The sequence below is a fragment of the Bradyrhizobium sp. C9 genome (assembly GCF_002532045.1).
Classification (GTDB): Bacteria; Pseudomonadota; Alphaproteobacteria; order Rhizobiales; family Xanthobacteraceae; genus Bradyrhizobium.
Window position 1 is genome coordinate 360089 of record NZ_NWTG01000005.1, and the last position, 26695, is coordinate 386783.

The window sequence follows — 26695 nt, forward strand, 5'->3', positions numbered from 1 at the left end:
GAAATTTGATCTTATTTGTCGAGCTCGCGCTCGACCGCTTTCGGATTGGCGGCAAGACGCTGCCTGATTTCCTCGGCGACGTCTCCGACATACATCTCCTCGAGTCCGCCTCTGAGCCCGGACACGATCGCCTGTGCCACAGCGCGCGGCGCGACCTTCGGCGGCGGCACGGTCTGGAACCACTCGTTGTCGACCGGCCCCGTGAACAGGTTCAGCACCTTGACGCCGCCGGGCCGCAGTTCCGCGCGAAGACAATGCGACAGCGACAGGCAGGCGGCTTGCGATGCCGAGTAGGCGCCGAACGCGGGCCAGTTCGCGAGCGCATGGACCGACAGGATATTGACCCAGGCGGCACTGCTGTTGGCGCCGTCCGCACCCCGCATCCGCATCGCCGGACCGAAGGCCTGCGCGAGGTTGATGAACCCGAGATAGGCCTGGTCGATCTCGTCCCGCGCGATGCTGGTGCCCCTGCGGTCGAGCAGACCGCCGGGCCGCACATATTCCGTCGTGTTGACGAGTATATCGACCTTGCCGCCGATGTCGGCCGCCAGATCAGTCGCGGACTTCTCATCGGCCGCGTCGAGCGTCACGACCTCGATTCCTTGCTGTCCGCGCAACAACTGCTCGCCGGCAAACGGGCGCCAGGGTTCAGCAACGCCGACAAACACTGTCTTCGCACCCGCAGCCTTCAGCGCTGCAACGGCCTCCTGGCCGATCAGGCTGCGGCCGTTGGTCACGAGCACGCGCCGGAATTTCGGATCGGCCGTCATTTCCCGCCACTGCCGGTCGTCTGCCATGTTGGGAGTCTCCCCCTCCGGTCGGGCAAAGGCCACCGCCTGACCGCCCTTGTCGAGCTGAAACGACACCAGGACGGGCGCGCCCTCGACGCAGTCGGCATGCAGATGCGCCACCATCGTCGGACCGCAGTCCATCTTGACGAGACCGATGCGCCAGGGCGCCCGCTCGCGAAAATAGACGTCGCTCGGCACCCGCGCCGTCGTCTCGGCCAGCAGCGCGCCGCGGCGCGGCGCATCGACGAACGCCAGACTACCGGAAAGGCAGGCGGGGCACGCCTCGCGTGCCGGATAGGCGAAGGCGCCGCAGGCCACGCAGCGCTGCAGCATGAAGCGTCCTTCGGCGGCGGCGCGCGTGAACCCGTGCGATGTCCTGCTGCGCGCTCGCGGCGGTGACGCCGGAAGCCGCGTCCGCAGCAACGGGTTCTTGCGCCGGGGCGGTTCAATCGGATCGATCATCGCGCGGGCCCTGCAAAGATCACGGCGCCCGAGGCCAGGCCGCGGTCATAGTTGATCATGCCGAAGCCCGAGGCCAGACCGAGCTTGGCATCCTTCACCTGCGTGGGACCGGCTTCGCCCAGGACCTGCCGCAATCCTTCGACGAGCCCGAGATAGGCGCCGGCGGCGCCGGCCTGCCCGGCCGAGAGCTGGCCACCCGAGGTGTTGTGCGGGAAGTCGCCGTCAACGGTCAGATCGTGCTGACGAACGAAGGCCGCGCCTTCGCCCTTGTTGCAGAAGCCGAGATCCTCAAACTGCATCATCGTGATGACCGGATAATCGTCATAGGTCTGGACGATATCGAGATCGTCAGGCTTTACGCCGGCCATCGCGTAGAGCTCGCCGACATCCATCGCCCAGCCGCCGCGCACCTGCATCGGATCGTCGGCGAAGGCGTTGTGCCGCTCGATCGTCGACAGCAATCGTGCCGCCGGCAAGCCAAGCGATGCCGCAGTCTCGTCCCGCATCACCAGGAAGGCTTCGGCACCGGCGCACGGCATGACGCAATCGAACAGGTGAATGGGGTCTGAGATGGGACGGGCCGCCAGATACTGCTCGATCGTCAACGGCGTCTTCATCAGCGCATGCGGGTTGCGCAGCGCGTTGGCACGCTGGGCGACCGCAATCCTGCCGACGTCTTCGCGTGTCACGCCATAGGTCCGCATATAGTTGCGCGCGATCAGCGCGAAGCTCGCATTGGCGCCGCCGGCACCATAAGGATAGACCGCGTCCTGGTTGAAACGCGAGAAATTCTCGAGCGTCAGGCGGAAGGAATCGACGTGGTTGGTATCGCCGGCCACGCAAGCCACGATGTCGGCATCGTGTGCCTGCACCGCGCGGGCCGCCTTGCGCAACGCCGCGATGGCGCTGGCACCGCCGAGCGGGATGGTGTCCAGCCATCGGACGCACAGCCCGAAATGCTGCGTCAGTCCGATCCCGCTGTCGGTCCCCATGGTGAAGCTGGAGACGCACAGGCCGTCGATGTCGGAAGCCTTGATACCGGCCCGCGCGACCAGCGCGCTCAGCGCGCGGCCGATCCACCATTGCGCGCTCTCGATCGAATAGCGCGCATAGGGGATCGTGACGGGAGCCGCCATCACGATGCCCTCATACGGTGTGCGCAGCGAATTCTTCACCAGCCGCCTGCCTTGCCTGCCCGCCTCAGATCACCATCAGCTTCATATCGATACCGCCACGGGTCGTATTCGAACAGGGGCACCTTCTCGGATCTCGTCACATCTGGCTCTCCAGAACTGGTCGGCTGTTCGCGCGCTAGCGCTTGTTGCGCGCGAGCATCGCCCGGAAATCGTCACGTGCCTGGGCACTGGCACGCTTGAAGCTCGGCCCGCGGCTTGGCTCGGTGCCGTTGAGCTGCCTCAGCTGCACCCACATCTCGGCGCTCTTCAACGCCACCGCGGCGCAGTTCACGACCGGCGCGTGCCCGACCTTCAGGCCGTGCTCCCGCCCGATCAAGAGGCCCGGCAGCACGCCGGCGGGGATCACCACGTCGGCGCCGTGCTCGACCAGCGGCAGGGCGCAGGCCATAAAATCCTCGATCATTCGGGCGTGAGCCGCCTGATCGCCCGCGAACGCCCCTGCGAAATCCTCCGGCTTGCAACCGAGGCCGGTCACGTGGACGACGCGATCACCGAGGCCGTAACGTTCAGCCTGCTCGTAGTGCCAGACCTCGAAGACGGGATCGAGCGTCACGAGGCCGAGGCGCCGGCCGAGTTGTGAGGCCGCAAGCAGCGTCGCCTCGCCGGTCCCGATCACGGGAATGTCGAGCGTCGCGCGGAGTTCGTAAAGACCGGGATCCTGGAAGTGGCCCATCACGAAGGCGTCGAACCCGCCCTCTTCGGCCGCGATGCCGTTGTCGATCGCTTGAACCGCGCAGCGCAATTCGGCCAGCCGGCCGAACTCGCGATCCGGCGGCGAAATACCCTCGACGTGAACCGTCGTGCCGGGCGCAGCGATCGTGTTGAGGTACTCCGACAGCCGCGCCATATAGGGCGCGTTCACGCTCGCATCGACGAAACTCTGCCAGAAGATGCGCATCGCCCTTCTCCTCAAACGGTGACGGGAGCATCGGCCGTCGGCCTGCCGACTGATATATTTCAACCATAAACTAATTGACCCGTCAAATGCGCAGCATGGAGCCGGCCGACGGGGTCTCGCCATCGCGACGGGAAGGCCGATTTTTCGGGACGAAGAAGTGAAGGAAATGGCGCACTCTGACGGAATTGTATGCAGCAACATTTTTTTCTGACAGCCCCGCGACACGTGTTGACGGCGCCACGGAGAATACTTTAGGCTTTAAGTAATCGACCATCGGCCGTTGCCGGTGGCCAATAACGATGATGTTGCAGGGCACCGATTTTGAGAAACTCAATCGCGTGGACTATCGTCGGGCCTGAAGGGCCGGCAACAGCATCGCCGGTCGCGCATCGCGGCTGCGGCACTCGATTTCTTTCGTTTCGACAGATGCACGCCGGTTGCCGCCGACCCGCCCGCTATTCGCGCGGCGCACCTCGCCATGGCCGCTGACGCCCCGGCCCAGCGAACTTCCTTCTCGCCGCGCCCGGCGTCTGGCGCTGCAGCAATGCCTTCAACCGGTTCGTGCACAGCGCGGGCTCCTGCCCGGCTGCCAGACATTCGTACCCAGCATCAACGGAGGACAACGCAAATGCGGCAGAAGACCCTGGGCTTACTCGCACTTGTCGCCGGCGTCTTCGCAGCACCGGCTGCGCAGGCCGACATCACGATCGGCTTCGTCACCTCGCTGAGCGGCAACGGCGCGTCGATCGGCATCCCCTATGGGCGCGGCATCAATGCAGCCTATGAATACAAGAAGACGATCAACGGCGAGACCATCCGCCTGATCCAGCTCGACGATGGTTCCGATCCGTCGGCCGCGACGCGCAACGCGCGCAAGCTCGTGGAAGAAGAAAAGGTCGATTTGCTGATCGGCACCGCGACGACCCCTTCGACCATCGCCATGGCGGCCGTCGCCAGCGAATTGAAGGTACCGATGATCTCGATCTCGCCGGTCGGCAAGCTTCCGGACTCGCCGGAGCAATGGGTCGTCGCCGTGCCGCAGCCGGCGTCGCTGCTCGTCAAGATCGTCGCCGACCGGATGAAGCGCGACGGCATGAAGAACATCGGCTATATCGGCTTTTCCGATGCGTGGGGCGACCTCGTCTATAACGGAGCCAAGGCCGCCGAGCCCACCGACGACATCAAGATCCAGACCAACGAGCGCTATGCCCGCACCGATACCTCGGTGACCGCGCAGATCCTCAAGGTCATGGCTGCACGTCCCGACGCGGTGCTGATCGGCGGCTCCGGCACGCAAGGCGCGCTGCCGCTCATCACGCTGTCCGAGCGTGGCTTCAAGGGCAACACCTACGGCACCGTAGCGCTGGTCAATCCGGACTTCGTCACGGTCGGCGGCAAGGCCGCCGAGGGCATTCAGGTCTCCGCCGGCCCGGTGATCGTGGCCGAGCAGCTTCCGGACGACCACTTTGCCAAGAAGATCGCGCTCGATTTCCGCGCGGTGTACCAGAAGACCCACAACATTCCGACCACCGATGGGTTCTCCGCCTACTCCTTCGATGCCTGGCTGATCTTTGCCAACGCCGCCGAGCGGGCGCTGAAGTCCGCGAAGCCTGGAACGAACGAATTCCGCACCGCGCTGCGCGACGCCATCCTCAGCACCAAGGAACTGCCCGGCGTGCATGCCGTCTACAACTTCAAGCCCGGTGCGGTCACCGGCGTCGACGAGCGCTCGCTGGTGGTGGTCCGCCTGACCGGTGGCGTCTGGAAGTACGCGCCATAGATGGAAGATGGCCGGCGGTCAGAACGGGGGAACGGCGTCTCAATGACGAGCGACATCGCGGCCATCCTTGCGATCGACGGGATCGCCACCGGCGCGGTCTACGCGCTGGTGGCGATCGGAACCGTGCTCATCTTCACGGTGACGCGGGTCATCTTCATTCCGTTCGGCGACATCGCCGCTTTCACCGCGCTGACGCTTGCGGCGCTCGATGCCAAGCGGTTTCCGGGGACCGGCGCACTGGTCGTGGTGCTGGCGTGCCTTGCGACCCTGATCGAGATCATTTCGCTCGTTCGCAACGGCGATGCTCGACTCTTGCCGCGCGCGCTTCTGTTCTATCTCGTCCTTCCGCTGGTCGTCGTCGGCATCGCCTGGTTCACCATGCGCATGGACCCGCCGCTCGCGGTACGGCTCGTGCTCGCGCTGATGCTGATCACGCCGATCGCTCCTCTGCTTGACCGGATCGTCTTCCGTCCGATCGCCGACGGCACGGTGCTGCTGCTGCTGACGGTCTCCGTGGCACTGCATTTCGCGCTGGTCGGTCTCGGCCTGCTGTTCTTCGGCCCCGAGGGCGTCCGGACCGAACCGCTGACGTCGTTCTCGACGGAGTTCGCCGGCGTGCTGATCTCGGGCCAGACCATGCTGATCGTGCTCGCAGCGCTGGTCTTCAGCGGGCTTCTCTATCTCTTCTTCGACTTCACGCTGGTCGGCAAATCGCTCCGCGCCACCGCGGTGAACCGGACCGGCTCGCGGCTGATGGGAATCCGGCCGGCGCGGGCCGGCACCATCGCCTACCTGCTGGGCTCGCTGATGGCCGGCGTATCCGGCATACTGATCGCGCCTGTCAATACCGTGTTCTACGATTCCGGCTTCCTGATCGGGCTTAAGGCATTCGTCGGCGCCATCGTCGGCGGCATGACCAGCTATCCCGGCGCCGCTATCGGCGCGGTCGGGGTCGGCATCCTCGAAAGCTTCGCATCCTTCCAGAGCAGTGCCTTGAAGGACGTGATCGTGTTCTCGCTGCTGATCCCGATCCTGATCTGGCGATCGCTCGCCTCGCTGCATTCCGAGGAGGAGATCGAGGAATGACGCGCCTTCATGTGCAGCTCGCAGCAGTCGCAGCACTGGCGTGCGTCGCGCTCGCGCCGCTCGTGCTGAGCCCGTTCAGCGTCACCTTGATGAACTATATCGGCATCTATTCGCTGGTCGCCATCGGCCTTGCGCTCCTCACCGGCGTCGGCGGCATCGTGTCGTTCGGACAGGCCGCATTCGTCGGCATCGCGGCCTATGCGACGGCGTGGGTCTCCGCGTTGAACGGGCAATCGCCCTGGCTCGGCCTGCTGTTCGGGGTGGCGCTGACCTGCGGCGTCGCGGCCATCCTCGGCGTCGTCACCCTGCGCCTGCAGGGCCATTTCCTCTCGCTCTCGACCGTCGCATGGGGCCTTGCGATCGGCTTCCTGTTCGGCAACGTCGAGGGGCTCGGCCGCTTCAACGGCATCTCGTCGATCCCGCCGATCAGTGTTGGCTCGTTCGCGCTCGTCTCCAGCGCGCAGATCTATTATCTGATCTGGAGCATCGTCGCCCTGGTGCTCCTGCTCGGCTACAATCTCTTGGACTCGCGGCTCGGCCGCGCCATGCGGGCGCTGCGCGGCGGCAATACGCTGGTCGAGAGCCTCGGCATCAACGCCTTCCGGATCAAGCTCGTGACCTTCGTGATCGCGGCATTCCTGGCCTCGCTCTCCGGATGGCTTTACGCGCATATGAGCCGCTTCATCAGCCCGGGTCCGTTCGATGCCAGCATGGGCATCGAATATCTGATGATGACGATGGTCGGCGGCGCCGGCAGCCTGCTCGGCGGTGTCGTCGGCGCCGCCATCGTGACCCTGCTCAAGAACAGCGTGCAGGATTATCTGCCGCTGATCGCCAAGGGCGCATCCGGGCAGCTCGAGATCGTCGCCTTCTCCGCGCTGTTCATCCTGTTCCTGCAATGGGCGCGGCAGGGCATCGTCCCTTCGATTGCGCGCTACCTGCCGAAGACCGGGCGTGAGCGGCCGCAGCCGGCGCCGCCGCTGCCGCGCCGGCCGCAACCGGGGCCGGGCGAGCTGCTGCTGAAGGTCGACGGCGCCGAGCGCCGGTTCGGCGGCCTCGTCGCAGTCAACAATGTCAGCTTCGAGGTGAGGTCGGGCGAGATTGTTGCGGTGATCGGTCCGAACGGCGCCGGCAAGAGCACGATGTTCAACTGCCTGACCGGCGCGCTGCGGGTCAACAAGGGCGAAATCGTCTTTGCGGGACGCATGATCACGCGCGATCCGCAATCCCGCATCGCGAAGGCCGGCGTCGCCCGGACCTTCCAGCATGTCAAGCTGCGGCCGCGCATGAGCCTGCTGGAGAACGTCATGCTCGGCACCTACAGCCGAACCCGCAGCGGTCTGTTCGCCGGCGCCTTTCGCCTCAATCAGCGCGAGGAAGCCAGCGCCCGGCACGAGGCGCTGATGCAGCTCGAGCGCGTCGGGCTCGGCGACAAGCCGTTCGAGCTCGCCGGCAATCTTCCGCTCGGCAACCAGCGCATCCTGGAGATCGCACGCGCGCTCGCCGCGGATCCTGCCCTGCTGGTGCTGGATGAGCCGGCTGCGGGCCTGCGCCGCCAGGAAAAGCTCAGACTGGCGGAGCTGCTGCGCTCACTGAGGGCGGATCACCTGACCATCCTCATCGTCGAGCACGACATGGAGTTCGTGATGTCGCTGGTCGACCGCATCGTGGTGCTCGATTTCGGCTCCAAACTCTGCGAGGGCGTCCCGAGCGCGATCCGCAGCGACGAGCGGGTGCAAGAGGCCTATCTCGGAGGCGTCGCGTGAGCGAGATGTTCTCCATGACCGACGTCACCGTCTGCTACGACAACGTCGAGGCCGTGCGTAACGTCTCGCTGTCGGTCGACGAGGGCCAGATCGTCACCGTGATCGGCCCGAACGGCGCCGGCAAGACCACGCTGCTGATGGCCGCCATCGGGCTGCTCGGATCGCGTGGCCGCATGGCGTTCCGCGGCAGCGATCTCGGTAAGATGTCGGTCGAGGATCGCGTCGAGCGCAGGCTCTGCCTCGTTCCGGAGAAGCGCGAGCTGTTCTCCGACATGTCGGTCGCCGACAACCTTCTGCTCGGCTCCTACAGCCTGCGCGATCGCTCCGGCGTCCGAAAGACACTGGACGAGGTCTATGATCGCTTTCCGCGGCTAAGGGAACGGCAACGTCAGGCCGCAGGCACGCTGTCCGGCGGCGAGCGCCAGATGCTCGCGCTGGGGCGCGCGCTGATGGCCAAGCCCGCACTGCTGATGCTCGACGAGCCCAGCCTCGGCCTGGCGCCGCTGATCGTGCGCGAGATCTTTCGCACCATCGCGTCCTTGCGCGACCTCGGCGTGTCCATCCTGCTGGTCGAGCAGAATGCCCGCGCCGCGCTCGAAACCGCCGACTATGGCTACGTGCTGGAGACCGGCGAGATCGTACAGTCCGGTCCTGCCAAGGATCTCATCCACGATCCCCGGCTGATCACGGCCTATCTCGGCGGCCACTGAAGTCGGTTTGGCGCGGTCCCGGCGAGCCGCACGACCAAAAACATCGAAAACAACCCCATGCACAGTAGCCGGCCGTAACAATATCAATGGCTTGTCGGCTGGGCGCGGCGCCTGCTGATTTTCCGAATCAACACTTGCATCGTCGGGCAACTCAGCGGCACAATGACATCATCGCGGCGTTCCGCTCTCGCCCATCTCCTTGCCTGGCACAATCCTCGTCAGCATCGGGAAATGTTTGTTGCCGCCCGCGAACGGCGGAAACCGGACGAAGTCCGCGCGCATGCGCTTGATCACGTCGGAGCTCAGCGCGCGCGCGAGGGCTTGCGGGCTGTCAAACATAAGCCTGTTGCGCTGCATGTAGTCGACGCGCCGCGACGGCAGCCGGTCGACCCAATCGATCCGCGTGTAGATCTCGATCTGGCGGACGCCAGGGAAGGTGCGCATGATCGAGGGATGATGCTCCAGGTAATGCAAATTCCAGGCATTCATGTCGTCGGCCGGCCCGGGATAATGCACGAGGTAGCTGCACGGCGTAACCGTGCCGTTCGCATGCGTGGCGTCGCCGACCGGGAAGGCGCGCGTCACCATCGCCTGATGCGTCACGTCCAATCCGGCAAGGCTCGGCAGTCCGCGGCCTTCCACGAGGCCTACGAGCACGCCGCCGCGATCCATCGCGGCCTCGCACGCAAACAGGTTCGGAAAACGCAGTTGCAGCGCAAGTACCGGCCCTCGCCCGTCCGCCTTGTAGGGATGATCGACCGATTGCTCCAGCGGCGTGAACAGCAGGCCCTCGGCCATCCCCGGAACAGACCCCACCATGGCAGCCGCAGCCGCAAGATCGTCCGCGTGAATTCGTCGCTCGCCTTTCGGATCGGAGAACGTCATGAACAGCGAGATCATGGTGCCGCTCTCTCCTCGCCGGCTTGCAGATGCGACAGCAGAGCAGCACGAACGTCATCGGGCCATGGAATCGCGTGATGATCGATCAGCGATGTCGCGGCAAGGATCTGCCGCGCCCGCCAGCGCTCGCCATCTGCAGCCGTCACGACATGCGCCAGATGGAGCGAGGCGCGGCCGACCTTGACGATGCGGAGGCTGAACGTCAGACGGTCGCCGAACTTCGACGGCCGCGAAAAGTCGCAGGCCAGATGCACCGTCGGCGTCCCGATCCTGCGGACCGTGATCAGCTCCGGCCAGGAAAATCCGATCGTGGCCCAGAACTCCTCGACCACGCCGTTGAGGATATTCAGATAGGACGGGAAATAGGCGATCCCCGATGGATCGCAGTCCCCGAACCTCAGCGCGCGATCGAACGAGAACGAGGTCATCAGATCGCAACGACGGGATGCCGGATGACGCCGACGCCGTCGACGCCGGCCTCGACCACATCGCCGGGCCACAGCCATTCCTGCGGGCTCATGCCGGCGCCGACGCCTTCGGGCGTTCCGGTCGCGATGATGTCGCCCGGCTCGAGCGTCATGCCGGACGAGATGTCAGCGATCAGGGCCGGAATATCGAAAATCATGTATTTGGTGTTGGAGTCCTGCTTCATGACGCCGTTCTTGGTCAGCCAGAGCCTGAGGTCATGCGGATCGGGAATCTCATCCGCAGTCACGATGCAGGGGCCGAACGGCGCGTAAGTGTCCATACCCTTGGAGAAGATCCACTGTCCGGCACGGCGATTGTCGCGTGCGGAAATGTCGATCATCACGGAATAGCCGAAGACGTGATCCATCGCCTTCTCGACCGGGATTCGCGTCGCGGTCTTGCCGATGATGACGGCGAGCTCGACCTCCCAGTCGAGCTGCCGAGTGATGCTGGCATTGTGCTGGATCGCGGCTCCCGGCCCGATCACGGCAGTCGGCGGCTTGGAGAACACCACCGGCTGCTTCGGCAGATCCTTGTCGGTGTCGAGGCTCTTGGCGGATTCCGCGACATGCGCGCGGTAGTTCAGCCCGATGCCGAAGATGTTCTTCCGTGGGCGCGGGATCGGTGCTTGCAACTTCACATCTTCGATCGGAACGGCGGCGCCGACCGGCAGCGCCCCGTTGGCGCTATCCAGGCATTCCTTCAGCGCCGGCAGCAGCGTGACGGCGTTATCGATCAACGAGAGCATGTCGCCCGGCCAGACCAGACCGCGTGACGCACCGAGGCGCTCGACATCGACAACCAAATCGTTGACGACAACCCCAAGCCGGGCGCCGCTGGAGCCCAAGGTGTAGGTGACAAGACGCATGAGAGCTTGATCCGATTATTCGGGTTGAATTCTGCCGGGAAACGTCAGGCCGCGACCGGCTGATGGCCGGCATTGTCGCCATAGGCCTCTTCCCGGTAGAGACCGAGCCCTTCGATGACGGGCAGATCGTTGAAGCAGAACAGGCAGGCATCCTCGCTACCCGAAGCGTTGCCGTGCTCATGCCAGGCCCAGGAGGGAACGCAGAAAATGTCGCGTTCCTGCCACTCGAACCGCTTGCCGCCGATCACGGAGTAGCCGTGTCCCTTGGCGACCTGATAGACGAAGCTTCCGGTGTGGCGATGCGATTTGGTCTTTTCGCCCGGTCGCAGCATCTGCATGCTGGCGCCGATGGTCTGCATCACATGTCCGCCGGTGATCGGATTGACGTAATTCATGAGGATACCGTCATAAGGCGATCCGTCGGTGGCGGCGGCATACTTCCGCAACGACTCGTAGGTCGGCTCCCATTCATATTTGAACATCGGTGAATAGCCGTTCGACCATCGCGAGCCCGCCGGCCGAAGACCGGGATTGCCCCAGGTCTTGGTCATGTCGTCGACGGGATAGCCGGACTCCTCCTGCTGGATCTTCGGGTGCACGACGAAGAAATTGGCTTCCAGCGCGTTGACGAGCGGAATGTCGAGCCCGTCCTGCCAGATGCAGACCGAGCCGTTTGCCTCGACGCCATGCTCGTGCCAGGTGCCGTTCGGCGTCAGCACGAAATCGCGCGCGCCGAGCGTCATCTTGTGGCCATCGACAATGGTGTAGGCGCCCTCGCCTTCCATGATGAAGCGCAGGGCGGAGGCCGAATGCGCATGGGCAGACGCCACTTCGCCCGGGTGCATCACCTGCAAGCCTGAATACAGCCAGCCGACCGCGGCCGACACGTCGCGGCGACCGGGATTGTTGAGATAGATCACCCGCCGTCCTGCCTTCTCCGGCGAAACGAGTTCCACCGAGCGCAGCACGTGCTCACGCAGATCGCTGTAGCGCCAGAGCACCGGAACGGACGCCGACTGCGGCTGCCACGGCTCGATCTTGTTGGCGACCGTCCACAGCGCCGCCGCTTCGAACTTCTCGAGGTCCTTGTAATAGGCCTTGAGCGCCGGGGTATCCTCGACATTGGCCCGGCCGATGACGTTCTCGCTCATCCTGTCCTCCAAGTCTTATCTGATGACGCGCTGTCGCCACGCCCGTCGTCCTGGCGAAGGCCAGGACCCATAACCACCGCATGTGCTTGTAAAAGGGATCGTGGCCCCAGCCCGCTGGACAACGACCATTTGGGGTAATGGGTCCTGGCTTTCGCCAGGACGACGGTGAGGACGGTTCGCAATTCGTGGCGTCGGAAAATCGACTCCTGTCGCCACATCCAAAACTGTCGTCCTGGCGAAAGCCAGGACCCATAACCACCGCTTTTGATTGTGAAAGGGATCGTGGCCCCGGATCGCTCGACGATGACCATGCGGGGTAATGGGTCCTGGCTTTCGCCAGGACGACGGTGAGGACGGTTCGCAATTCGTGGCGTCGGAAAATCGACTCCTGTCGCCACGCCCACAGCTGTCGTCCTGGCGAAGGCCAGGACCCATAACCACCGCATTCGATTGTGAAAGGGATCGTGGCCCCAGCCCGCTCGACAATGACCATTCGGGGTAATGGGTCCTGGCTTTCGCCAGGACGACGGTGAGGACGGTTCGCAATTCGTGGCGTCGCTCGATCGACACGTCCCATTATTCCGCCCTGCCTGGAATTGAGACGAAGTCCGCCTGCCCCGCGGCATCGGCCGCCGGACGTTCGCCGTCCGCGAGGCTGAGCGGTGCTTGCGGACGGCGATTGACCCGCAGATCGAAGATGTCGAACCGGTTATAGTGCCCGACGATGTCGTGCATCTGCTTCGGCTGAATGCAGCGCTCGAGATCGATATCGGCGTAGACGATGCCTTCATCGTCGATCAGCGGCTCGCCGACCAAACGGCCGTCCGGCCCGATCACGCCGGAGAATGCGCTCGACTTGCGCTGCAAGCGCGCCCGGGCATCGGGCACGACCGTCTCCATGGCCGCGATGATCTCCTCCGACACGGTCGAGCAGGAAATGATCGTAAAGATCTTTCCTTCGAAGGAATGGGCAATGGCGCGCAACTTGATCGCCTCCGCCATGTCGTAGTCCGGCGGCGCGACGGGCAGCGAGATGTAGCTTGCGACGTGAACCAGTTCGCCCTGCCCGAGCAGCGCGAAGCGCGCGAGCGTGTTGGTGTTCTCGCCGCAGGCGAGCCCGCCGAGACGCCCGATCTCGGTGTCATAGACGCGCAGGCTCGACCCGTCGCCGCCGGTCCAGGTCAGCTTCTCTGCCCAGGTCGGCACCAGCTTGCGGTGCTTGCCGAGCAGCGTTCCGTCCGGACCGATGAACACCAGCGTGTTGTAGATTGCACCGAGCGACACCGGGCTGCGCTCGTTGACGCCGAGTACGACGTAGCACCCGGCATCGCGCGCCGCCTTGCGGACGACGTCGACCTCGGGACCCGGCACCAGCACCGACGCCTTGACGAGCTTCTCGAACCAGGCGCTGCCGGTGACCGGATCGGTGATCCAGTTCCAATAGGGATAGCCGGGCACGAACACTTCAGGGAATGCGACCAGCCGCGCGCCGTTCGCCGCGGCCTCACGCACCAGTGAGGCGGCCTTGTCGGCGGTCGCGCTGGCGTTGAGATATACAGGTGAAGCCTGGACGGCGGCGGCTCGAAAGCGCGGCAGCTTCAGCATTGGCCCTACCCTGTCGCCGGCTCATGATCGCCGCCTGGAGCAAAGCCCACGGCGTGGCGCAGCGTTGACTTACTTTACATGTAAACGTATGCTATAGCATATTTCTGGAGGGTGCAATGGCTGAACGGTCTTTTGCTCGTGAGGTCGAGGATCTCCGGCTCGGCGACGGCGACACCTTCCGCGGCGAAGGCATCCTCGCCATCACCAAGGCGCTCCTGCAATCCGGCGTCGCCTATGTCGGCGGCTATCAGGGCTCGCCGATCTCGCATTTGATGGACGTGCTGGCCGACGCCAAGGATGTGCTCGACGATCTCGGCGTCGTGTTCCAGAGCTCCGCCAATGAAGCAGCGGCAGCCGCAATGCTGTCGGCCTCCGTGATGTATCCGCTGCGCGGCGCGGTGGCGTGGAAGTCGACGGTCGGCACCAATGTTGCCTCCGACGCGCTGGCCAACCTCGCCTCCGGCGGCGTGACCGGCGGCACGATGATCATCGTCGGCGAAGATTACGGCGAAGGCTCCTCGATCATGCAGGAGCGCACCCATGCCTTCGCGATGAAATCGCAGATCTGGCTGCTGGATCCCCGTCCTGACCATGAATGCATCGTCAGTTTGATCGAGAAGGGTTTTGAGCTCTCGGAGGTTTCCAACACCCCCGTCATGCTGGAGGTGCGCGTCCGCGCCTGTCACATGCACGGCAGCTTTGCCTGCAAGGACAATGTCAGGCCGGCCCATACCATCAAGGACGCCCTGAACAATCCCAAGCGCGACGTCGGCCGCATCGTGCTGCCGCCGGCGGCCTACGAACACGAGCAGGAGAAGATCAAGACGCGGATGCCTGCGGCCATCGACTTCGTCCGCGACAACAGGCTGAATGAATGGATGGGGCCGAAGCAGGGCAAGGTCGGCATCATCATGCAGGGCGGGATGTACAACAACGTCATCCGCGCGCTGCAATATCTCGGGCTGTCGGACGCCTACGGCAACACCCAGATTCCGCTCTACGTCATGAACGTCACCTACCCCGTGATCGACACCGAGGTTGCCGAGTTCTGCCTCGACAAGGACGCCGTCCTGATCGTCGAGGAAGGCCAGCCGGAATATCTGGAGCAGGCGATCAACACGGTGCTGCGCCGCCGGGATATCCAGGCGCGCGTCCACGGCAAGGACGTGTTGCCGATGGGTGGCGACTACACCGCGCAGGTGCTGCTCGGTGGCATCAGAGAATTCATCGAGAAGACCGAGCCGAGGCTGCTTGGCAACAGGCCACCGGCGCCGGACGCCAGCCCCGTGCTCAACCATCCCGAGGTCGAGAAGCTGAAGCATGTCGTGCCGGCGCGTCCGCCCGGGCTTTGCACCGGCTGTCCGGAGCGGCCGATCTTCGCTGCCATGAAGCTGGTCGAGAGCGAACTCGGCGAGCACCACGTCTCGGCTGATATCGGCTGTCACCTGTTCTCGATCCTGCCGCCCTTCAACATCGGGGCGACCACCATGGGCTTTGGCCTCGGCCCGGCCTCGACCTCGGCCTTCAACGTCAAGGCCGACAAGCGCTCGATCGCCGTGATGGGCGACGGCGGCTTCTGGCACAACGGCCTGACCAGCGGCATCGGCAACGCCGTCTTCAACAAGCATGACGGCGTCTTCGTCATCGTCGACAATTACTACACCTCGGCGACCGGCGGTCAGGACATCCTGTCGTCGCGTGCGACGAGCAAGCGGCGAAACACCAACAACTCGATCGTGCAGGCCGTGAAGGGCATCGGCGGGCAATGGGTCCGGCAGATCGACCGCACCTACGATGTCGGCCGGATGCGCGACACGCTGAAGGAAGCGCTGACGACCAACGAGCAAGGCCCGAAGGTCATCGTCGCGTCCTCCGAATGCATGCTGAACAAGCAGCGCCGGGTGAAGCCGCAGATCAGCAAGGCGATCAAGGACGGCGTTCGCACCGTCAAGGAACGCTTCGGCGTCGACGAGGACGTCTGCACCGGCGACCACGCCTGCATCCGCCTCTCCGGCTGCCCGTCGCTCTCGGTCAAGCAGCTCGACGATCCGTTGCGGGACGATCCCGTCGCGGCGATCGACAATTCCTGCGTCGGATGCGGCAATTGCGGCGAGGTCGCAGACGCCGCGGTGCTGTGTCCGTCGTTCTATCGCGCGGACGTCATTCACAATCCGACCGGCTGGGACAAGTTCAAGTCGAAGGTCGCCATGGCCGTGATCGGCTGGCTGCAGCGGCGGCGCGATCGCCGGCGTCCGGCGCTCGAGGCGCTAGCATGAGAGCTTTGTCATGAGAGACGAGACGGTCCAGCTGGCGCTTCCCGCCGCAGGTGATGCGACCGAGCGGCCGATCTCGATCGCGATCGTCGCGATGGGCGGCCAGGGCGGCGGCGTCCTCACCGACTGGATCGTCCAGCTCGCCGAGAACCATGGCTGGGTCGCGCAGTCGACCTCGGTACCCGGAGTTGCCCAGCGCACCGGCGCCACGATCTACTACATCGAGGCGATGCCGCCGCTCGACGGCCGCAAGCCGATCCTGTCGCTGATGCCGACGCCGGGCGACGTCGACGTCGTGATGGCGGCGGAATTCATGGAAGCCGGTCGCTCGATCCTGCGCGGCCTGGTGACGCCGGACCGCACCACGCTGATCGCGTCCAACCACCGGACGTTCGCGATCGGCGAGAAGATCGCGCCGGGCAACGGCATTGCCGACGGGGACGCGGTGACCGGCGCCATCGGGGTCGCCGCCAAGACCGAGATCATCTTCGACATGAACGCGCTGGCGATCGCCAACGGCAGCGTGATCTCGGCCGCGATGTTCGGCGCGCTCGCGGGCGCCGGCGTGCTGAGTTTTGGCCGCGAGAGCTATCTCGACGTGATCCGCACCGGCGGCAAGGGCGCACAGGCCAGCGTCCGCGCGTTCGAGGCGGCGTTTGACCGTGTGCAGTCGAAATCCCCGGACCCGGCGCCACCGGCGCAATCGGAGGCGGCTGACACCGCCCCCTCCCCGGGAGCTCTGGATCCCCGTCTGGCCGGCCTCGCCACGCGGCTGGCGCAGGAGCTGCCCGCTTCCGTTCAGGCCATCGGCCGCGCCGGGCTGAAGAAGGTCGTCGATTTCCAGGACGTCGCCTATGGCGGCGAATATCTCGACATCCTCGGCAAGCTCCACGCCGCCGATCGGAGCGCCGGTGGCGCCGGGCGCGATTTCGCCTTCACCCAGGCCGCCGCGAAATATCTCGCCAACGCCATGACCTATGATGACGTCATCCGCGTTGCCGACCTCAAGACCAGATCCGGCCGCCGGGCGCGGATCGAGGGCGAGCTCGAATTGTCCGAAGGCCAGGTGCTGCAGACCACCGAGTTCATGCATCCCCGTATGGAAGAGGTGATGGGCATGCTGCCGGTGGGCCTTGGCCGCTGGCTTCAAGCCAAGCCGCGCCTGCTCGGCTGGCTCGACCGCCGCGTCAACAAGGGGCGCCGGATACGGACCTACTCGCTGCCCTGGTTCCTTGCGCTCTATGCCGTCGGGGGACTTCGCGGCATGCGTCGCCGCTCGCTGCGTCACGCCATCGAGACCGCTCATCGGGACCAATGGCTCACGGCCGCGACGGAGGCCGTGCGAGCGAACTATCAGTTGGGCGTCGAGATCCTGCAATGCCGGCGCCTCGTCAAAGGCTATTCCGACACCCACAGCCGCGGCCTGTCGAAATTCGACAAGACGCTGGCCGCGATCAAGCTGGTCGCGCCGCGCGACGATGCCGCCGACTGGGCGCGCCGGCTGCGGGAAGCCGCGCTGAAGGACAGCGCGGGCAAGGAGCTCGACGGCGTGATCGAGACCATCAAGAGTTTTGCATGATGCCGGCAGCCCTCAAGGAGAGCACGGCTGCCGTATTCGGGCAGATTGAAACCCGGCTGTGGCTGCAACTGCTGTCGCTGCATGGTGAGCTGTTTGCGTCGCTGAATTCCATGCTGAGCTCGGAGTTCGGCTTGTCGCTGGCCAAGTTCGACGTGCTGGCTCAGCTGGATCGTTACCCGCACGGAATGGCGCTCGGGCAGTTGTCGCAGAACCTGAAAGTGTCCGGCGGTAACGTCTCGGGCCTGGTGCAGCGCCTGCTGGCCGACGACCTGATCAGCAAGGAGATGTCGAGCGAAGACCGCCGGTCCTTCATCGTGCGCCTGACGCCGAAAGGCGAAGCGCTGTTCAGGAAGGCGGCTGACGTGCACAAGCGGCACCTCAGCGAACGGCTCGAAAGTATTCCCGCCCCGGAGCTGGAGGCTGCACTATCGGTGCTGCGGTCGCTCTCCTCGAAACTCGGCAGCGAAAGCAAGAAGCAGGGTCGCAAGAGATAATGGCCAAAGACTCCAGAAGCAGATGGAAATCCGGTCCACCGCGGACCCGGGACCAGCTGCAAAGCTACATTCCCTATCTCTTCAACCGGCTCGCCAACCGCTGGAACCTGGATCAGAACCGCGATCTCAGCGAGCACAACATCAACAACGTCGTGTTCCGGACGCTGTCGGTGCTGTTCATCTACAAGACCCTGACGGTCAACGAGATCGCCGTTCTGGCCGTCACCGAGCAGTCGACCGCGAGCCGCATGATCGAGTCGATGGTGTCATCGGGCCTCGTCAAGCGCGAGATCGCGGAAGAGGATCAGCGCCGCCGCGTCGTCGGATTGACGGCGGACGGCGAGGCCCTGCTGCGCAAGATCTGGCCGATCATGGAGAACAATTACGACCGGCTGACCGTCGGCATCGATCCCGACGAGATCGAGGTGTGCGCCCGCGTGCTGGCCAAGATGGTCGAGAACATCCGCCAGAACCAGATCTGATCGACTCGCGATCAGGGACTGAGGCCTGCAAGGCTGGTGCCGCCGCAGACATAGAGCACCTGTCCGGTGACGAAGTCCGAGCGCTCGTCGAGGAAGAAGCCGATCGCGTGCGCGACGTCCTCGCGCGTCCCGAGCCGCCCGACTGGAACGCTCTGCGCCATCCGCTCCTGCTGCTCGGAGTCCTTCGGGACGACGCCCCAGAAGTTGTCGGTCAGGATCGGGCCTGGCGCGACTACGTTCACCGTGATCCCGCTCGACGCCAGCTCCAGCGCCCACGTCCGGGCCATGCCGTGCACGCCGGCCTTGGTCGCCGAATAGGCCGAACGCGTCGCCGCGCCCATGGCGGCGCGCGAGCTCACGAACACGATCCGCCCGAACCGCCGCGACCGCATCCCCTCCGTCGCCGCCTGGGTCAGCAGCATCGGTGCGCCCAGATGCAACTGCGCCAGCGTCAGGATGTCCTCCGGTTTCGCATCGGCCAAGAGGTTCGGCAGGATGATTCCGGCATTGTGCACGAGGCAGTCGATCGCATGATCCCGGCAGATCTCCTCGGCAATGGCCCTTGTCTCCGCGATGCCGGTCAGGTCCGCGCGATAGGCGGTGAGCAGATCGTGCGTCCAGTCCGGCTTCTCGAGGCCGACCGCGACGACCCGCTGTCCCTCGCCGACGAGCTTTTTCGCCAGCGCCTCGCCGATGCCGGAATTGCCGCCGGTGATGAGTGTGGTGCGGGTCTGGCTCATGATCACTCCTGCCGCCGCTTGAGGTCGCGAAGATCGAAGAACGCGCCATCGCGCATCAGCCTCGCGACGAAGTCCTTCAATCCGCCGCGCTGGATCTTCTCGGTCGCGGTCAGCGGCAGCTGATCGACGAACGAGATCCAGCCCGGCGCCTTGTAATAGGCCATCTGCTCCAGACTCCAGCGCACGATGTCCTCGGCCAGCGCGCGGTCTGCTCCCGGATTTTCAGCGATGATGACAGCCGCGACCTCGTCGCCGCGCACCTGATCGGGCGTCGCCGCCACTGCGGCCTGCCGGATCGCCGGATGGCGGTTGAGAACGGATTCGACCTCGACCGCGGCGATGTTCTCGCCGGAGCGGCGGATCACGTTCTTCTTGCGGTCGACGAAATGAAGATCGCCATCGGCATCGCGCGAGACGATATCGCCGGTATGCAGCCAGCCGTCCTTCCAGGCCTCGGCGGTCGCCTCCGGGTTCTTCAGGTACTCCCTGAAGAAGCCGAAACGGGGATCGGCCCCCGCGTGCCGCACCAACAGCTCGCCCGGCATTCCCGCCGCCGCATCGCGGCCGTCGTCGCCAACGATCCGAACCTCGACCTCCGGCGCCGGACGGCCGAAACAGCTGGTGCCGATCTTGCGCGGCTCGATATTGGCAGCGATCACGCCGCCGCTTCCGGTCTCGGTCATCGCCCAGGCCTCGAGCAGCGGAAAGCCGAAGCGCTCTTCGAACGGCGCGTGCAGCAGCCTGTCGACCCCGGCTCCGAAGCCGAACCGCACGCTGTGTGCGCGGTCATCATCCGTCGGCGGCGCGCTCATCAGCATCGACGGCATGACACCGAGATAATGCAGGCAGGTCGCGCGGCTGTCGCGCACCGATTTCCACCAGCTGCGGGGATGAAAGCGATCGAGCATCGTCAGGCTGCCGCCGACCGTCAGCATCGCCATCAGCGACACCGCCATCGCGTTCATGTGAAACAGCGGCAGCGGCGTGAGCATGCGCACGCCATCGCCGCTGAGATCGATCAATCCGCCGACGTCGCGATACCAGTCTCCGGAATACAGGAAATAGGTGTTGGTCAGCACGCAGCCCTTGGGCTGGCCCGTCGTCCCCGACGTATAGAGCAGCGCGCATTCACTCGCGCCGTCGCCGGCATTCGCAGCCCGTGCGCCGCCGAACGGGACCGGAATCTCGCCGCCGTCGATCGCCACCGGAATCGGCCGGCCGGCCTGGCGCGCCGCCGTCTCGACCTCGTCGCATCGCTTGGCAAGGACGAATGCGGCGTTCATCTCGGAATGCGCGATGATGTATTCGAGCTCGCTGACCCGCAGATCCGGGTTGATCGGCACCACCGACACACCGAGCGCGTTCAACGCAAACCACAGCTCGACGAACACCGGCCGGTTCTGCAGCAGCAGCCCGACCCGATGGCCTCTGCCGTAGCCGTGGTCAGCGAACGCTGTACGCCAGCGCTCCACCCTCTCAAACATGGCACGGTACGAGATCTCCCCGGCCGCGATGCCGTAGATCTCGGCCGTCTCGGGCAGGACATTGAGGAAGCCCACTTCACCCCGCTGGAGGGCGATCTCGCGGAAGCGGGCGTAGACGGTGGTCGCTGTGGTCAAGGCGCACTCACATGAAAAGCTGGATATTGCCGAACGGCGCGTCGAAGTTCACGAGATCGATGCGCTTGAGCTTGATCTTGAGTTCGTCGCCGACTTGGACGAGATCGTGCGACGCCCAGCCCGAAAAGCGCTCCAGCGTATCGCCGCGCGTCTCGGTGTAGATGTAGGACGTCTTTGCCCTGAATATGCCGGCCGCCGGATCGCACACGAGGATCTGCGGCGCCTGAAGCAGATGATGACAGCGGCTCTTCGGCTTCTGGCTGAAGGTGCGTTCGCCGGCCAGTCGCTCGATCCGCACCTTCATCAGCATCAGGTCTTCGTACATCAGCGACGGCTGCAGCACCGGGTCCTGCTGTTGCCATTCCAGCGGCATCCAGTAGCGCCCTTCCGGGTGGAACAGGTCGAGCCACGCCTGCCACTGCATGGTGTCGAGCAGGTCGGCTTCCCGATAGATGAAATCGGTGATGGTCTTTTCGCTGATCATTCCGCGGCCTCGACGCCCTGGTCCATGTCCATGGTGATGAATTTGGCCCAGGCATGAAACTGGTTGCGCATCTGACGCTCCGAGGTGCCGTTGATGACCGCGGTGACGTCGGGCTCCTCGTTGCTCTCGTAGAGCCGGCGCAGATTGACCCATTGATTGCCGTTCGACTTCAGCCCTTCCTGGGCCCGCTCGTACATTTCGAGATCGTCGTGCCCGACGATCGAGGTCGGCGCGTTGATGAATCGATTATACATCAGCGCGCGCTCGTAGAGCTTGTCGGGTGCTCCGACCAGACGATAGACCCAGCTCTCCACCAGTGTCCGGTCCACCGCGATCGGGATGAAGTTGCGCAGGATCTGCACCGCACCCTTGACCATGATGTTCGGGAAATAGACGGTGTTGTGCCGGACCTCGCCCAGGATTTCGTGGGCCCGCTTCTCGCCATAGGCTGCGACCATCCGGTCGAGATAGCCCTCGACGTCCGAATAGTTCGAATGGATGGAATTGGCGACGCCGGTATGGCCATGGCCGTTGGGCCAGATCCGGATGCCGCTCTGCTCGTAGAACTCGTACGGGCTCATGAACGGGCCATAGAGCTGCACCGCCATCGGCTTCTCGGTGGACTCGCCCTGTTCGCGTTGCCAGACCTTGATGGCGGTGCCGGCCGAGCTCTCATGCGCCACCATGGGATGGCAGGTGTCGGTCTGGTTCTCGACCAGCATCTTCCAATTGCAGGTGTGCATGTAGCGGATCGGCGCGGCCTCGACGGCCAGCTTCCCCTCCGGCGAACGGTCGGCCATGTTGTCGATGGTCGAGAGGCTTTCGCCGAAATAATCTTCGAAGCCGACGCCGTTTTCGCTGAGGCGCGCGAAGATGAAATCCCGGTAGACGACGACATTCCTGATCCGCGACAGCCCGCCGCTCGCCTGGGTGTCGGTGAATCCGGTGCCCTCGTAGCCCTTCTTCAGCGGGATCGCGAGCAGCGAGCCGTCGGTCTTGAACGACCAGGCATGATAGGGGCAGCGGAAGAACTTTCCGGTATTGCCGCACGGCTCGGAGGCGATCTTGACGCCCTTGTGCGGACAGCGATTGTAGAACAGGTGAATCGAGCCGTCGGTATGGCGGCTGGCCACCACCGGCTGCCGGCCGATATTGGCGGTGATGAAATCGCCGGCCTTCGACAACTGGCTGGCATGCCCGACATAGATCCAGCTGTTTGGGAACAGATGCTCCATCTCGAGCTCGAACACCTCGGGATCGATATAGACGTCGCGATGCACCTCGGCGTCGCGCACCAGGGCGCCGATCGCGCGAGGATCCTTTCCGTATTTCGCCATGGCGCCTCTTGCCTCCTCTCAGAGATCCAACACCAGCCGGTCCGACTTCGCACGCGACACGCAGATCTGCATGACCTTGTTGGACGCCTTCTCGTCGTCGCTGAGAATGACGTCGCGATGATCAGGCACACCTGCGATCACCCCGCACTGGCAGATGCCGCAATCGCCCCGCCGGCAATCATAGAGCACGTCGAGCCCCGCCGCTTCCAACGCCTGGATGATGCTCTGATCGGTCGCGACCGTGATGACCTGCCCGGTCGACTTGAGCTCGACCTCGAACGGCTGGTTCGGGGAGCTGGGCTGCTCCGCCTTGAACAGCTCGAAATGGATGCGGTCGGCCGGGATGCCGCTGGCGAGCGCTCCTGCCTTCACCGCGTCGATCATGCCAGCGGGCCCACAGACATAAACGTGGGCATCTGCGGGCGCATCGCCAAGCGCTGCCGCGATATCGAGACGGGACGCATCGCTGTCGTAGTGGACCGCCAGGCGCTCCGAACAGATCGCCTGCAACTGCGGCAGGAATGCCAGCAGCCCGGGCATGCGTCCGGCATAGTGCAGGCGAAATGGGGTTCCCTGTGCCTTCAGCACCGACGCCATGGACAGGATCGGCGTAACGCCGATGCCGCCGGCAAACAGCAACGCCGGCGCGGCGCCCTCGTGAAGACCGAAATTGTTGAGCGGCGCGGTCGCGCTGACGACGTCGCCGACCTGAAGGGCATGCATGAACTGCGAGCCGCCGGTCGACATCTCCTCCCGCAGCACCCCGAGCGCCACTGCGCCTTCAGGCAAGTCCGGCAATGCCATCAGGGAGTACGGCCGGTCTGCCCCGCTCGGCAGCAACACGCGGATGTGCGCACCCGCCTGCCACTCCGGCGCGACGCCGCCCTCCACGCCGAACACGACGCTGCGAACGACCGCCGTCTCCGCAAAGATCGACTGCACTTTGAGCTTGAGCGGATGCGCGTCCATTCGGGCATCTCATATTATATGAATTTGCATAGTTTTATACATATAATAATTGCCTGTCAATCGTCGCTGCGGCGGGGAAACTGAAACACGACCGGCCGCGCCCGCCAGATCATCCGCGGCGATCGCTGCTCGCACGATCCGTTCGGCGGGCAAGACGCCTCCGGTCCCTGGCCTGAGAAAACCGCAAGACGTGAGCGCGATCGCTCTCGGGCCGGTCAGGGTAGCAATGTGTCTGGATCATGCGGGCGGCCGACCCGGTCGACCATCGCGGGCGACCGTCATCGACACATCGGCGTTCAAGCGATGGTGACGACCGGCGGCGATCGCTTCAGCGGCAAGGACGTAGGGCCGCCCGGTTCTGACAAGTCAACGACCGCGATCGATAGACCTTCGTCATCGCCGCATCTGATCGCCGCTCACAAGGCCGGTGTCAGCTGGATGGAGAGCCGCCTGGCCCGGCATGTGAGACGGCGAGCGTCGCCAGAACTGTCCTGTTACTGATCTCGAGTTTACGGAAGATGTGGTGCAAGTGAACCTTGATGGTGCCGTCGGCCACCTTCAGACGGCGGCCGATCTCCTTGTTCGACAGCCCCTCCGACACCAGGTTCATGATCTGACGCTCGCGCTCCGTCAGCGTTGCAAGATACTTCTCCGACATCGCGGTTTGAGCACGGGAGAGAGCTTCCTCGCACGCAGGCGGCGGCAGCATCTTCTGACCATCCGCGACCTGCCGCAATGTTTGGATAAGCGTCTCCGGCTCCTCGTCGTGGAGCACAACGCCGTACGCTCCGGTCGCCGCCAGCATCGCCAGATCCCGATCCTCAACCGAGGTAGCGAGAAAGACGAGGCGCGCGGCAGGCGTCGCGGAATTTCCAACGTCGATCGTTGCCTGCTCAAAAATGTCAGGCATCGACATGTCCAAAATAGCTATATCGGGCGCTAGACCCCGTACTGCTTCGAAACAACTCGCAGCATCATTGCAACGAGCGACAACCTTGAAATCACGTTCTGCTTCGAGCAGGAAATTCAGACCCAATAAAACAACTGGATATCTGCTAGCAATCACCACACGACTGAAATGCATTTACGACCAATCCCTCAGTCCCTCCAGTTCAGCTCCGTAGGCCCTCCAGTTCGGCTCCGCCCCAATTGATTAATAAGCTACTCCAATACGACACTTTTCCGTAAGGTTTTGTTGTCGCGGACGCCCCGTGAATTTACGGCCCTAAGCGCGCCGAAAGGCGTAGTTTCGGCAACGCATGATCGAAGCGGCCGGCCGACTCACCCAGAGCGGGTGTTTCTCAAAGGTGCCCGGAGCGCGCGTCCTGAGGGTGACGGCTCTTTCTCATGATGATCGACATCTGAAACGACGGACGACATCCGAGGCAATGACTATAACCAAAGGTATATAGGGATATTGGGGATTAGCATCTAACATTCTTAAATATTTAGTGCGGGCTCAAGACTTTTTCGTCCTCAGATTCGTTGGTCCGATCGGCCAATTCCGAGGAAGCGTTTTGCATACGTTGTTCTTTTTTAGCTGGGTGGATGATCAACAAAATGAACCGGAATCAACCGACCCGCCCATTGTTTCATTGTAGCGTCCAGGAGTCTTTCCATGAGACGGCGATATCCTTTTTCCATTGTACTTATTGGCGAAAATAGTCTTCGTAAGGAAGGTCTTGCCAGAATTCTGAATTCAGAGAGTTTTCAAGTCCTGACTTCGATATCCGATGCCAACGATTTGCTTGGCGTCGAAGCGCTCCAGGAGGCCACCGCCAGTCAGGCATTGCTGCTCCTCATCGTTCACACCGGCGACGATTTCCGCCCGACAATCGAGCAGATCGACTCCTTCAAGCGCCGCCACGCCGACGGACGCGTAGCCGTCGTCGCGGATCAATATCGTGTGAGCGACCTGGCAGCCGCACTTCGGGCCGGTGCCACGGGATACTTCATCGACGTGATGAATTGCGATGCGTTCATCAAGTCCATCGAACTGGTCATGATGGGCGGCACAGTCTTCCCGCCAGCGTTCCTGACGTCCGCACTCGATGCCGAAGAACGCGACGCGGAGGATACGCCCGCCCACCACGATGACGATCCTGCCGCCGCAGAAGCCGACGACAGGCTCGCTCGGCAACTTTCGCCTCGGGAAATCTCGATTCTGCAGTGCCTGATCGAGGGCGATTCCAACAAGTGCATCGCCCGCAAGATCAATATTGCCGAAGCCACGGTGAAGGTTCACATCAAGGCGATCCTTCGCAAGATCAGGGTGCAGAACAGAACGCAGGCCGCGATCTGGGGCTTGCACCATCGCCCTGCGGCATGGCCGAATAGCCACGGCTCGGCGCCCCACGCGAACGATGCCGAGCGACCGCTCCCGCCGAAGCGGGAAATTCCCAAGATCGCAAGAGCGGGCCGGCCGGCGCCGCTTGGCGCGATCGAACACGCGACGAACTATTTCGAAGTGCCGCTTACGAACGGCCACGGCCACAACGGCAGTTCGAAGATCGACGGGGCGATCCGGCTTCGCAAATAGCTGAATCCTTCCCGTTGACATCTCGCCGGGTAACCTCGGCGGGATGTCCGTCGGGCGGCGAGTCGCATCAACGGAATGCGATGCGCGATGACCGATGCCGAGGTCAGCGCCCACGCAGACGGCTGCTCTATCCTTACCACAATGTTTCATGCCATTGCCTCACCGGCGGTAAGAAGCAGGTGACTGATGATCCGACGGCTGCCCGTCTTGATCTCAACCGTCACCATGCCAGGACTGAGCTTGGCCAGCTCATCCTTCACCTGCGTCTGCGTGCAACCGAACGACGCAAGCGGGATTCACGAATGATCGCGCATCAACGCATCGCCCGTGCTCGAGCCCGTTCGCCTCGATTTGGTCTATCCCCCGCCGACGGACGCGGATGCGACGATCACGGCGATCAGGATCGCTCAATGATCGCCGTCGTTGCTGACGACCCCGGGCGTTCGTCGCTCGTTGACGTCACCGGGCCATGCGAAGTGATTGCTTGATAGAAGCAAC

General features: G+C 64.0%; 24 protein-coding genes. 10 read left to right on the forward strand and 14 right to left on the reverse strand.

Translation table 11 applies throughout. The features are described 5' to 3' along the window. Nucleotides 1–11: 11 nt before the first annotated feature. The 3 genes from CO675_RS14550 to CO675_RS14560 all read right to left on the reverse strand — a co-directional run bounded on the left by CO675_RS14550 (nucleotide 12) and on the right by CO675_RS14560 (nucleotide 3347). Nucleotides 12–1253 carry an SDR family NAD(P)-dependent oxidoreductase gene (locus CO675_RS14550; RefSeq protein ID WP_097672582.1) on the reverse strand — a complete coding sequence of 414 codons (1242 nt, stop codon included), beginning with the start codon at nucleotides 1251–1253 and terminating at the stop codon, nucleotides 12–14. Next, the gene (locus tag CO675_RS14555; RefSeq protein ID WP_097672583.1) at nucleotides 1250–2428 is read right to left on the reverse strand and encodes a thiolase family protein; all 1179 of its coding nucleotides are present in this window, start codon (nucleotides 2426–2428) and stop codon (nucleotides 1250–1252) included. The genes CO675_RS14550 and CO675_RS14555 overlap by 4 nt, the downstream gene beginning before the upstream one ends. A gap of 136 nt (nucleotides 2429–2564) precedes the next feature. Beyond that, complete coding sequence (locus tag CO675_RS14560; RefSeq protein ID WP_198964602.1) at nucleotides 2565–3347, reverse strand: aspartate/glutamate racemase family protein; 783 nt, start codon at nucleotides 3345–3347, stop codon at nucleotides 2565–2567. Between the two features lie 628 nt (nucleotides 3348–3975). Between CO675_RS14560 and CO675_RS14565 the strand changes: the two genes are divergently transcribed. Genes CO675_RS14565 through CO675_RS14580 form a run of 4 tightly spaced genes read left to right on the forward strand, consistent with a single transcriptional unit; the run spans nucleotide 3976 to nucleotide 8689 of the window. Next, nucleotides 3976–5127: an ABC transporter substrate-binding protein gene (locus CO675_RS14565; protein WP_097672585.1), complete on the forward strand. Its 1152-nt coding sequence runs from the start codon at nucleotides 3976–3978 to the stop codon at nucleotides 5125–5127. 42 nt (nucleotides 5128–5169) lie between these two features. Continuing rightward, nucleotides 5170–6213: a branched-chain amino acid ABC transporter permease gene (locus CO675_RS14570; protein ID WP_097672586.1), complete on the forward strand. Its 1044-nt coding sequence runs from the start codon at nucleotides 5170–5172 to the stop codon at nucleotides 6211–6213. Further along, the gene (locus CO675_RS14575; protein ID WP_097672587.1) at nucleotides 6210–7979 is read left to right on the forward strand and encodes a branched-chain amino acid ABC transporter ATP-binding protein/permease; all 1770 of its coding nucleotides are present in this window, start codon (nucleotides 6210–6212) and stop codon (nucleotides 7977–7979) included. The genes CO675_RS14570 and CO675_RS14575 overlap by 4 nt, the downstream gene beginning before the upstream one ends. Next, on the forward strand, nucleotides 7976–8689 hold the full coding sequence (locus CO675_RS14580; RefSeq protein ID WP_097672588.1) for an ABC transporter ATP-binding protein: 714 nt from the start codon (nucleotides 7976–7978) through the stop codon (nucleotides 8687–8689). The genes CO675_RS14575 and CO675_RS14580 overlap by 4 nt, the downstream gene beginning before the upstream one ends. Nucleotides 8690–8857: 168 nt before the next feature. On the opposite strand, the gene CO675_RS14585 is transcribed toward CO675_RS14580, so the two are convergent. The 5 genes from CO675_RS14585 to CO675_RS14605 all read right to left on the reverse strand — a co-directional run bounded on the left by CO675_RS14585 (nucleotide 8858) and on the right by CO675_RS14605 (nucleotide 13681). Continuing rightward, nucleotides 8858–9589: an EthD family reductase gene (locus tag CO675_RS14585; RefSeq protein WP_097672589.1), complete on the reverse strand. Its 732-nt coding sequence runs from the start codon at nucleotides 9587–9589 to the stop codon at nucleotides 8858–8860. Beyond that, nucleotides 9586–10017, reverse strand: a complete 432-nt coding sequence (locus CO675_RS14590; RefSeq protein WP_097672590.1) for an acyl-CoA thioesterase — start codon at nucleotides 10015–10017, stop codon at nucleotides 9586–9588. Before CO675_RS14590 ends, CO675_RS14585 begins: the two co-directional genes overlap by 4 nt. Then, nucleotides 10017–10925, reverse strand: coding sequence for a fumarylacetoacetate hydrolase family protein (locus tag CO675_RS14595; RefSeq protein WP_097672591.1), 909 nt, complete (start codon nucleotides 10923–10925; stop codon nucleotides 10017–10019). Before CO675_RS14595 ends, CO675_RS14590 begins: the two co-directional genes overlap by 1 nt. A gap of 44 nt (nucleotides 10926–10969) precedes the next feature. Then, nucleotides 10970–12076: a cupin domain-containing protein gene (locus CO675_RS14600; RefSeq protein ID WP_097672592.1), complete on the reverse strand. Its 1107-nt coding sequence runs from the start codon at nucleotides 12074–12076 to the stop codon at nucleotides 10970–10972. Between the two features lie 576 nt (nucleotides 12077–12652). Beyond that, a complete protein-coding gene (locus CO675_RS14605) occupies nucleotides 12653–13681 on the reverse strand; it encodes a carbon-nitrogen hydrolase family protein (protein ID WP_097672593.1) in 1029 nt (342 codons plus the stop codon). A gap of 116 nt (nucleotides 13682–13797) precedes the next feature. On the opposite strand from CO675_RS14605, the gene CO675_RS14610 reads away from it, so the two are divergent. The 4 genes from CO675_RS14610 to CO675_RS14625 are packed head-to-tail and all read left to right on the forward strand — an operon-like array spanning nucleotide 13798 to nucleotide 18509. Continuing rightward, the gene (locus CO675_RS14610; protein ID WP_097672594.1) at nucleotides 13798–15957 is read left to right on the forward strand and encodes a thiamine pyrophosphate-dependent enzyme; all 2160 of its coding nucleotides are present in this window, start codon (nucleotides 13798–13800) and stop codon (nucleotides 15955–15957) included. A 10-nt stretch (nucleotides 15958–15967) separates the two neighbouring features. Next, complete coding sequence (locus CO675_RS14615; RefSeq protein WP_097672595.1) at nucleotides 15968–17533, forward strand: indolepyruvate oxidoreductase subunit beta family protein; 1566 nt, start codon at nucleotides 15968–15970, stop codon at nucleotides 17531–17533. Then, a complete protein-coding gene (locus tag CO675_RS14620) occupies nucleotides 17530–18027 on the forward strand; it encodes a MarR family winged helix-turn-helix transcriptional regulator (protein ID WP_245452755.1) in 498 nt (165 codons plus the stop codon). Before CO675_RS14615 ends, CO675_RS14620 begins: the two co-directional genes overlap by 4 nt. Next, nucleotides 18027–18509, forward strand: coding sequence for a MarR family winged helix-turn-helix transcriptional regulator (locus CO675_RS14625; RefSeq protein ID WP_097672596.1), 483 nt, complete (start codon nucleotides 18027–18029; stop codon nucleotides 18507–18509). Before CO675_RS14620 ends, CO675_RS14625 begins: the two co-directional genes overlap by 1 nt. Before the next feature lie 11 nt (nucleotides 18510–18520). Here CO675_RS14625 and CO675_RS14630 read toward each other — a convergent pair whose 3' ends face one another. The 6 genes from CO675_RS14630 to CO675_RS14655 form a co-directional block, all read right to left on the reverse strand. After that, entirely contained in the window at nucleotides 18521–19249 is a 729-nt protein-coding gene (locus tag CO675_RS14630; RefSeq protein ID WP_097672597.1) for an SDR family NAD(P)-dependent oxidoreductase, read from the reverse strand. A 2-nt stretch (nucleotides 19250–19251) separates the two neighbouring features. Next, nucleotides 19252–20868, reverse strand: a complete 1617-nt coding sequence (locus CO675_RS14635) for an ATP-dependent acyl-CoA ligase (RefSeq protein WP_097672598.1) — start codon at nucleotides 20866–20868, stop codon at nucleotides 19252–19254. Nucleotides 20869–20875: 7 nt separating this feature from the next. Next, nucleotides 20876–21352 carry an aromatic-ring-hydroxylating dioxygenase subunit beta gene (locus tag CO675_RS14640; protein WP_097672599.1) on the reverse strand — a complete coding sequence of 159 codons (477 nt, stop codon included), beginning with the start codon at nucleotides 21350–21352 and terminating at the stop codon, nucleotides 20876–20878. Then, on the reverse strand, nucleotides 21349–22689 hold the full coding sequence (locus CO675_RS14645) for an aromatic ring-hydroxylating dioxygenase subunit alpha (protein ID WP_097672600.1): 1341 nt from the start codon (nucleotides 22687–22689) through the stop codon (nucleotides 21349–21351). Before CO675_RS14645 ends, CO675_RS14640 begins: the two co-directional genes overlap by 4 nt. Before the next feature lie 18 nt (nucleotides 22690–22707). Continuing rightward, nucleotides 22708–23658 carry a PDR/VanB family oxidoreductase gene (locus CO675_RS14650; protein WP_097672601.1) on the reverse strand — a complete coding sequence of 317 codons (951 nt, stop codon included), beginning with the start codon at nucleotides 23656–23658 and terminating at the stop codon, nucleotides 22708–22710. A gap of 430 nt (nucleotides 23659–24088) precedes the next feature. Further along, nucleotides 24089–24742: a LuxR C-terminal-related transcriptional regulator gene (locus CO675_RS14655; protein WP_245452756.1), complete on the reverse strand. Its 654-nt coding sequence runs from the start codon at nucleotides 24740–24742 to the stop codon at nucleotides 24089–24091. Between the two features lie 534 nt (nucleotides 24743–25276). On the opposite strand from CO675_RS14655, the gene CO675_RS14660 reads away from it, so the two are divergent. Next, on the forward strand, nucleotides 25277–26197 hold the full coding sequence (locus CO675_RS14660) for a LuxR C-terminal-related transcriptional regulator (protein WP_097672603.1): 921 nt from the start codon (nucleotides 25277–25279) through the stop codon (nucleotides 26195–26197). 179 nt (nucleotides 26198–26376) lie between these two features. Then, on the forward strand, nucleotides 26377–26685 hold the full coding sequence (locus CO675_RS39940; protein ID WP_143279010.1) for a hypothetical protein: 309 nt from the start codon (nucleotides 26377–26379) through the stop codon (nucleotides 26683–26685). Nucleotides 26686–26695: the final 10 nt, after the last annotated feature.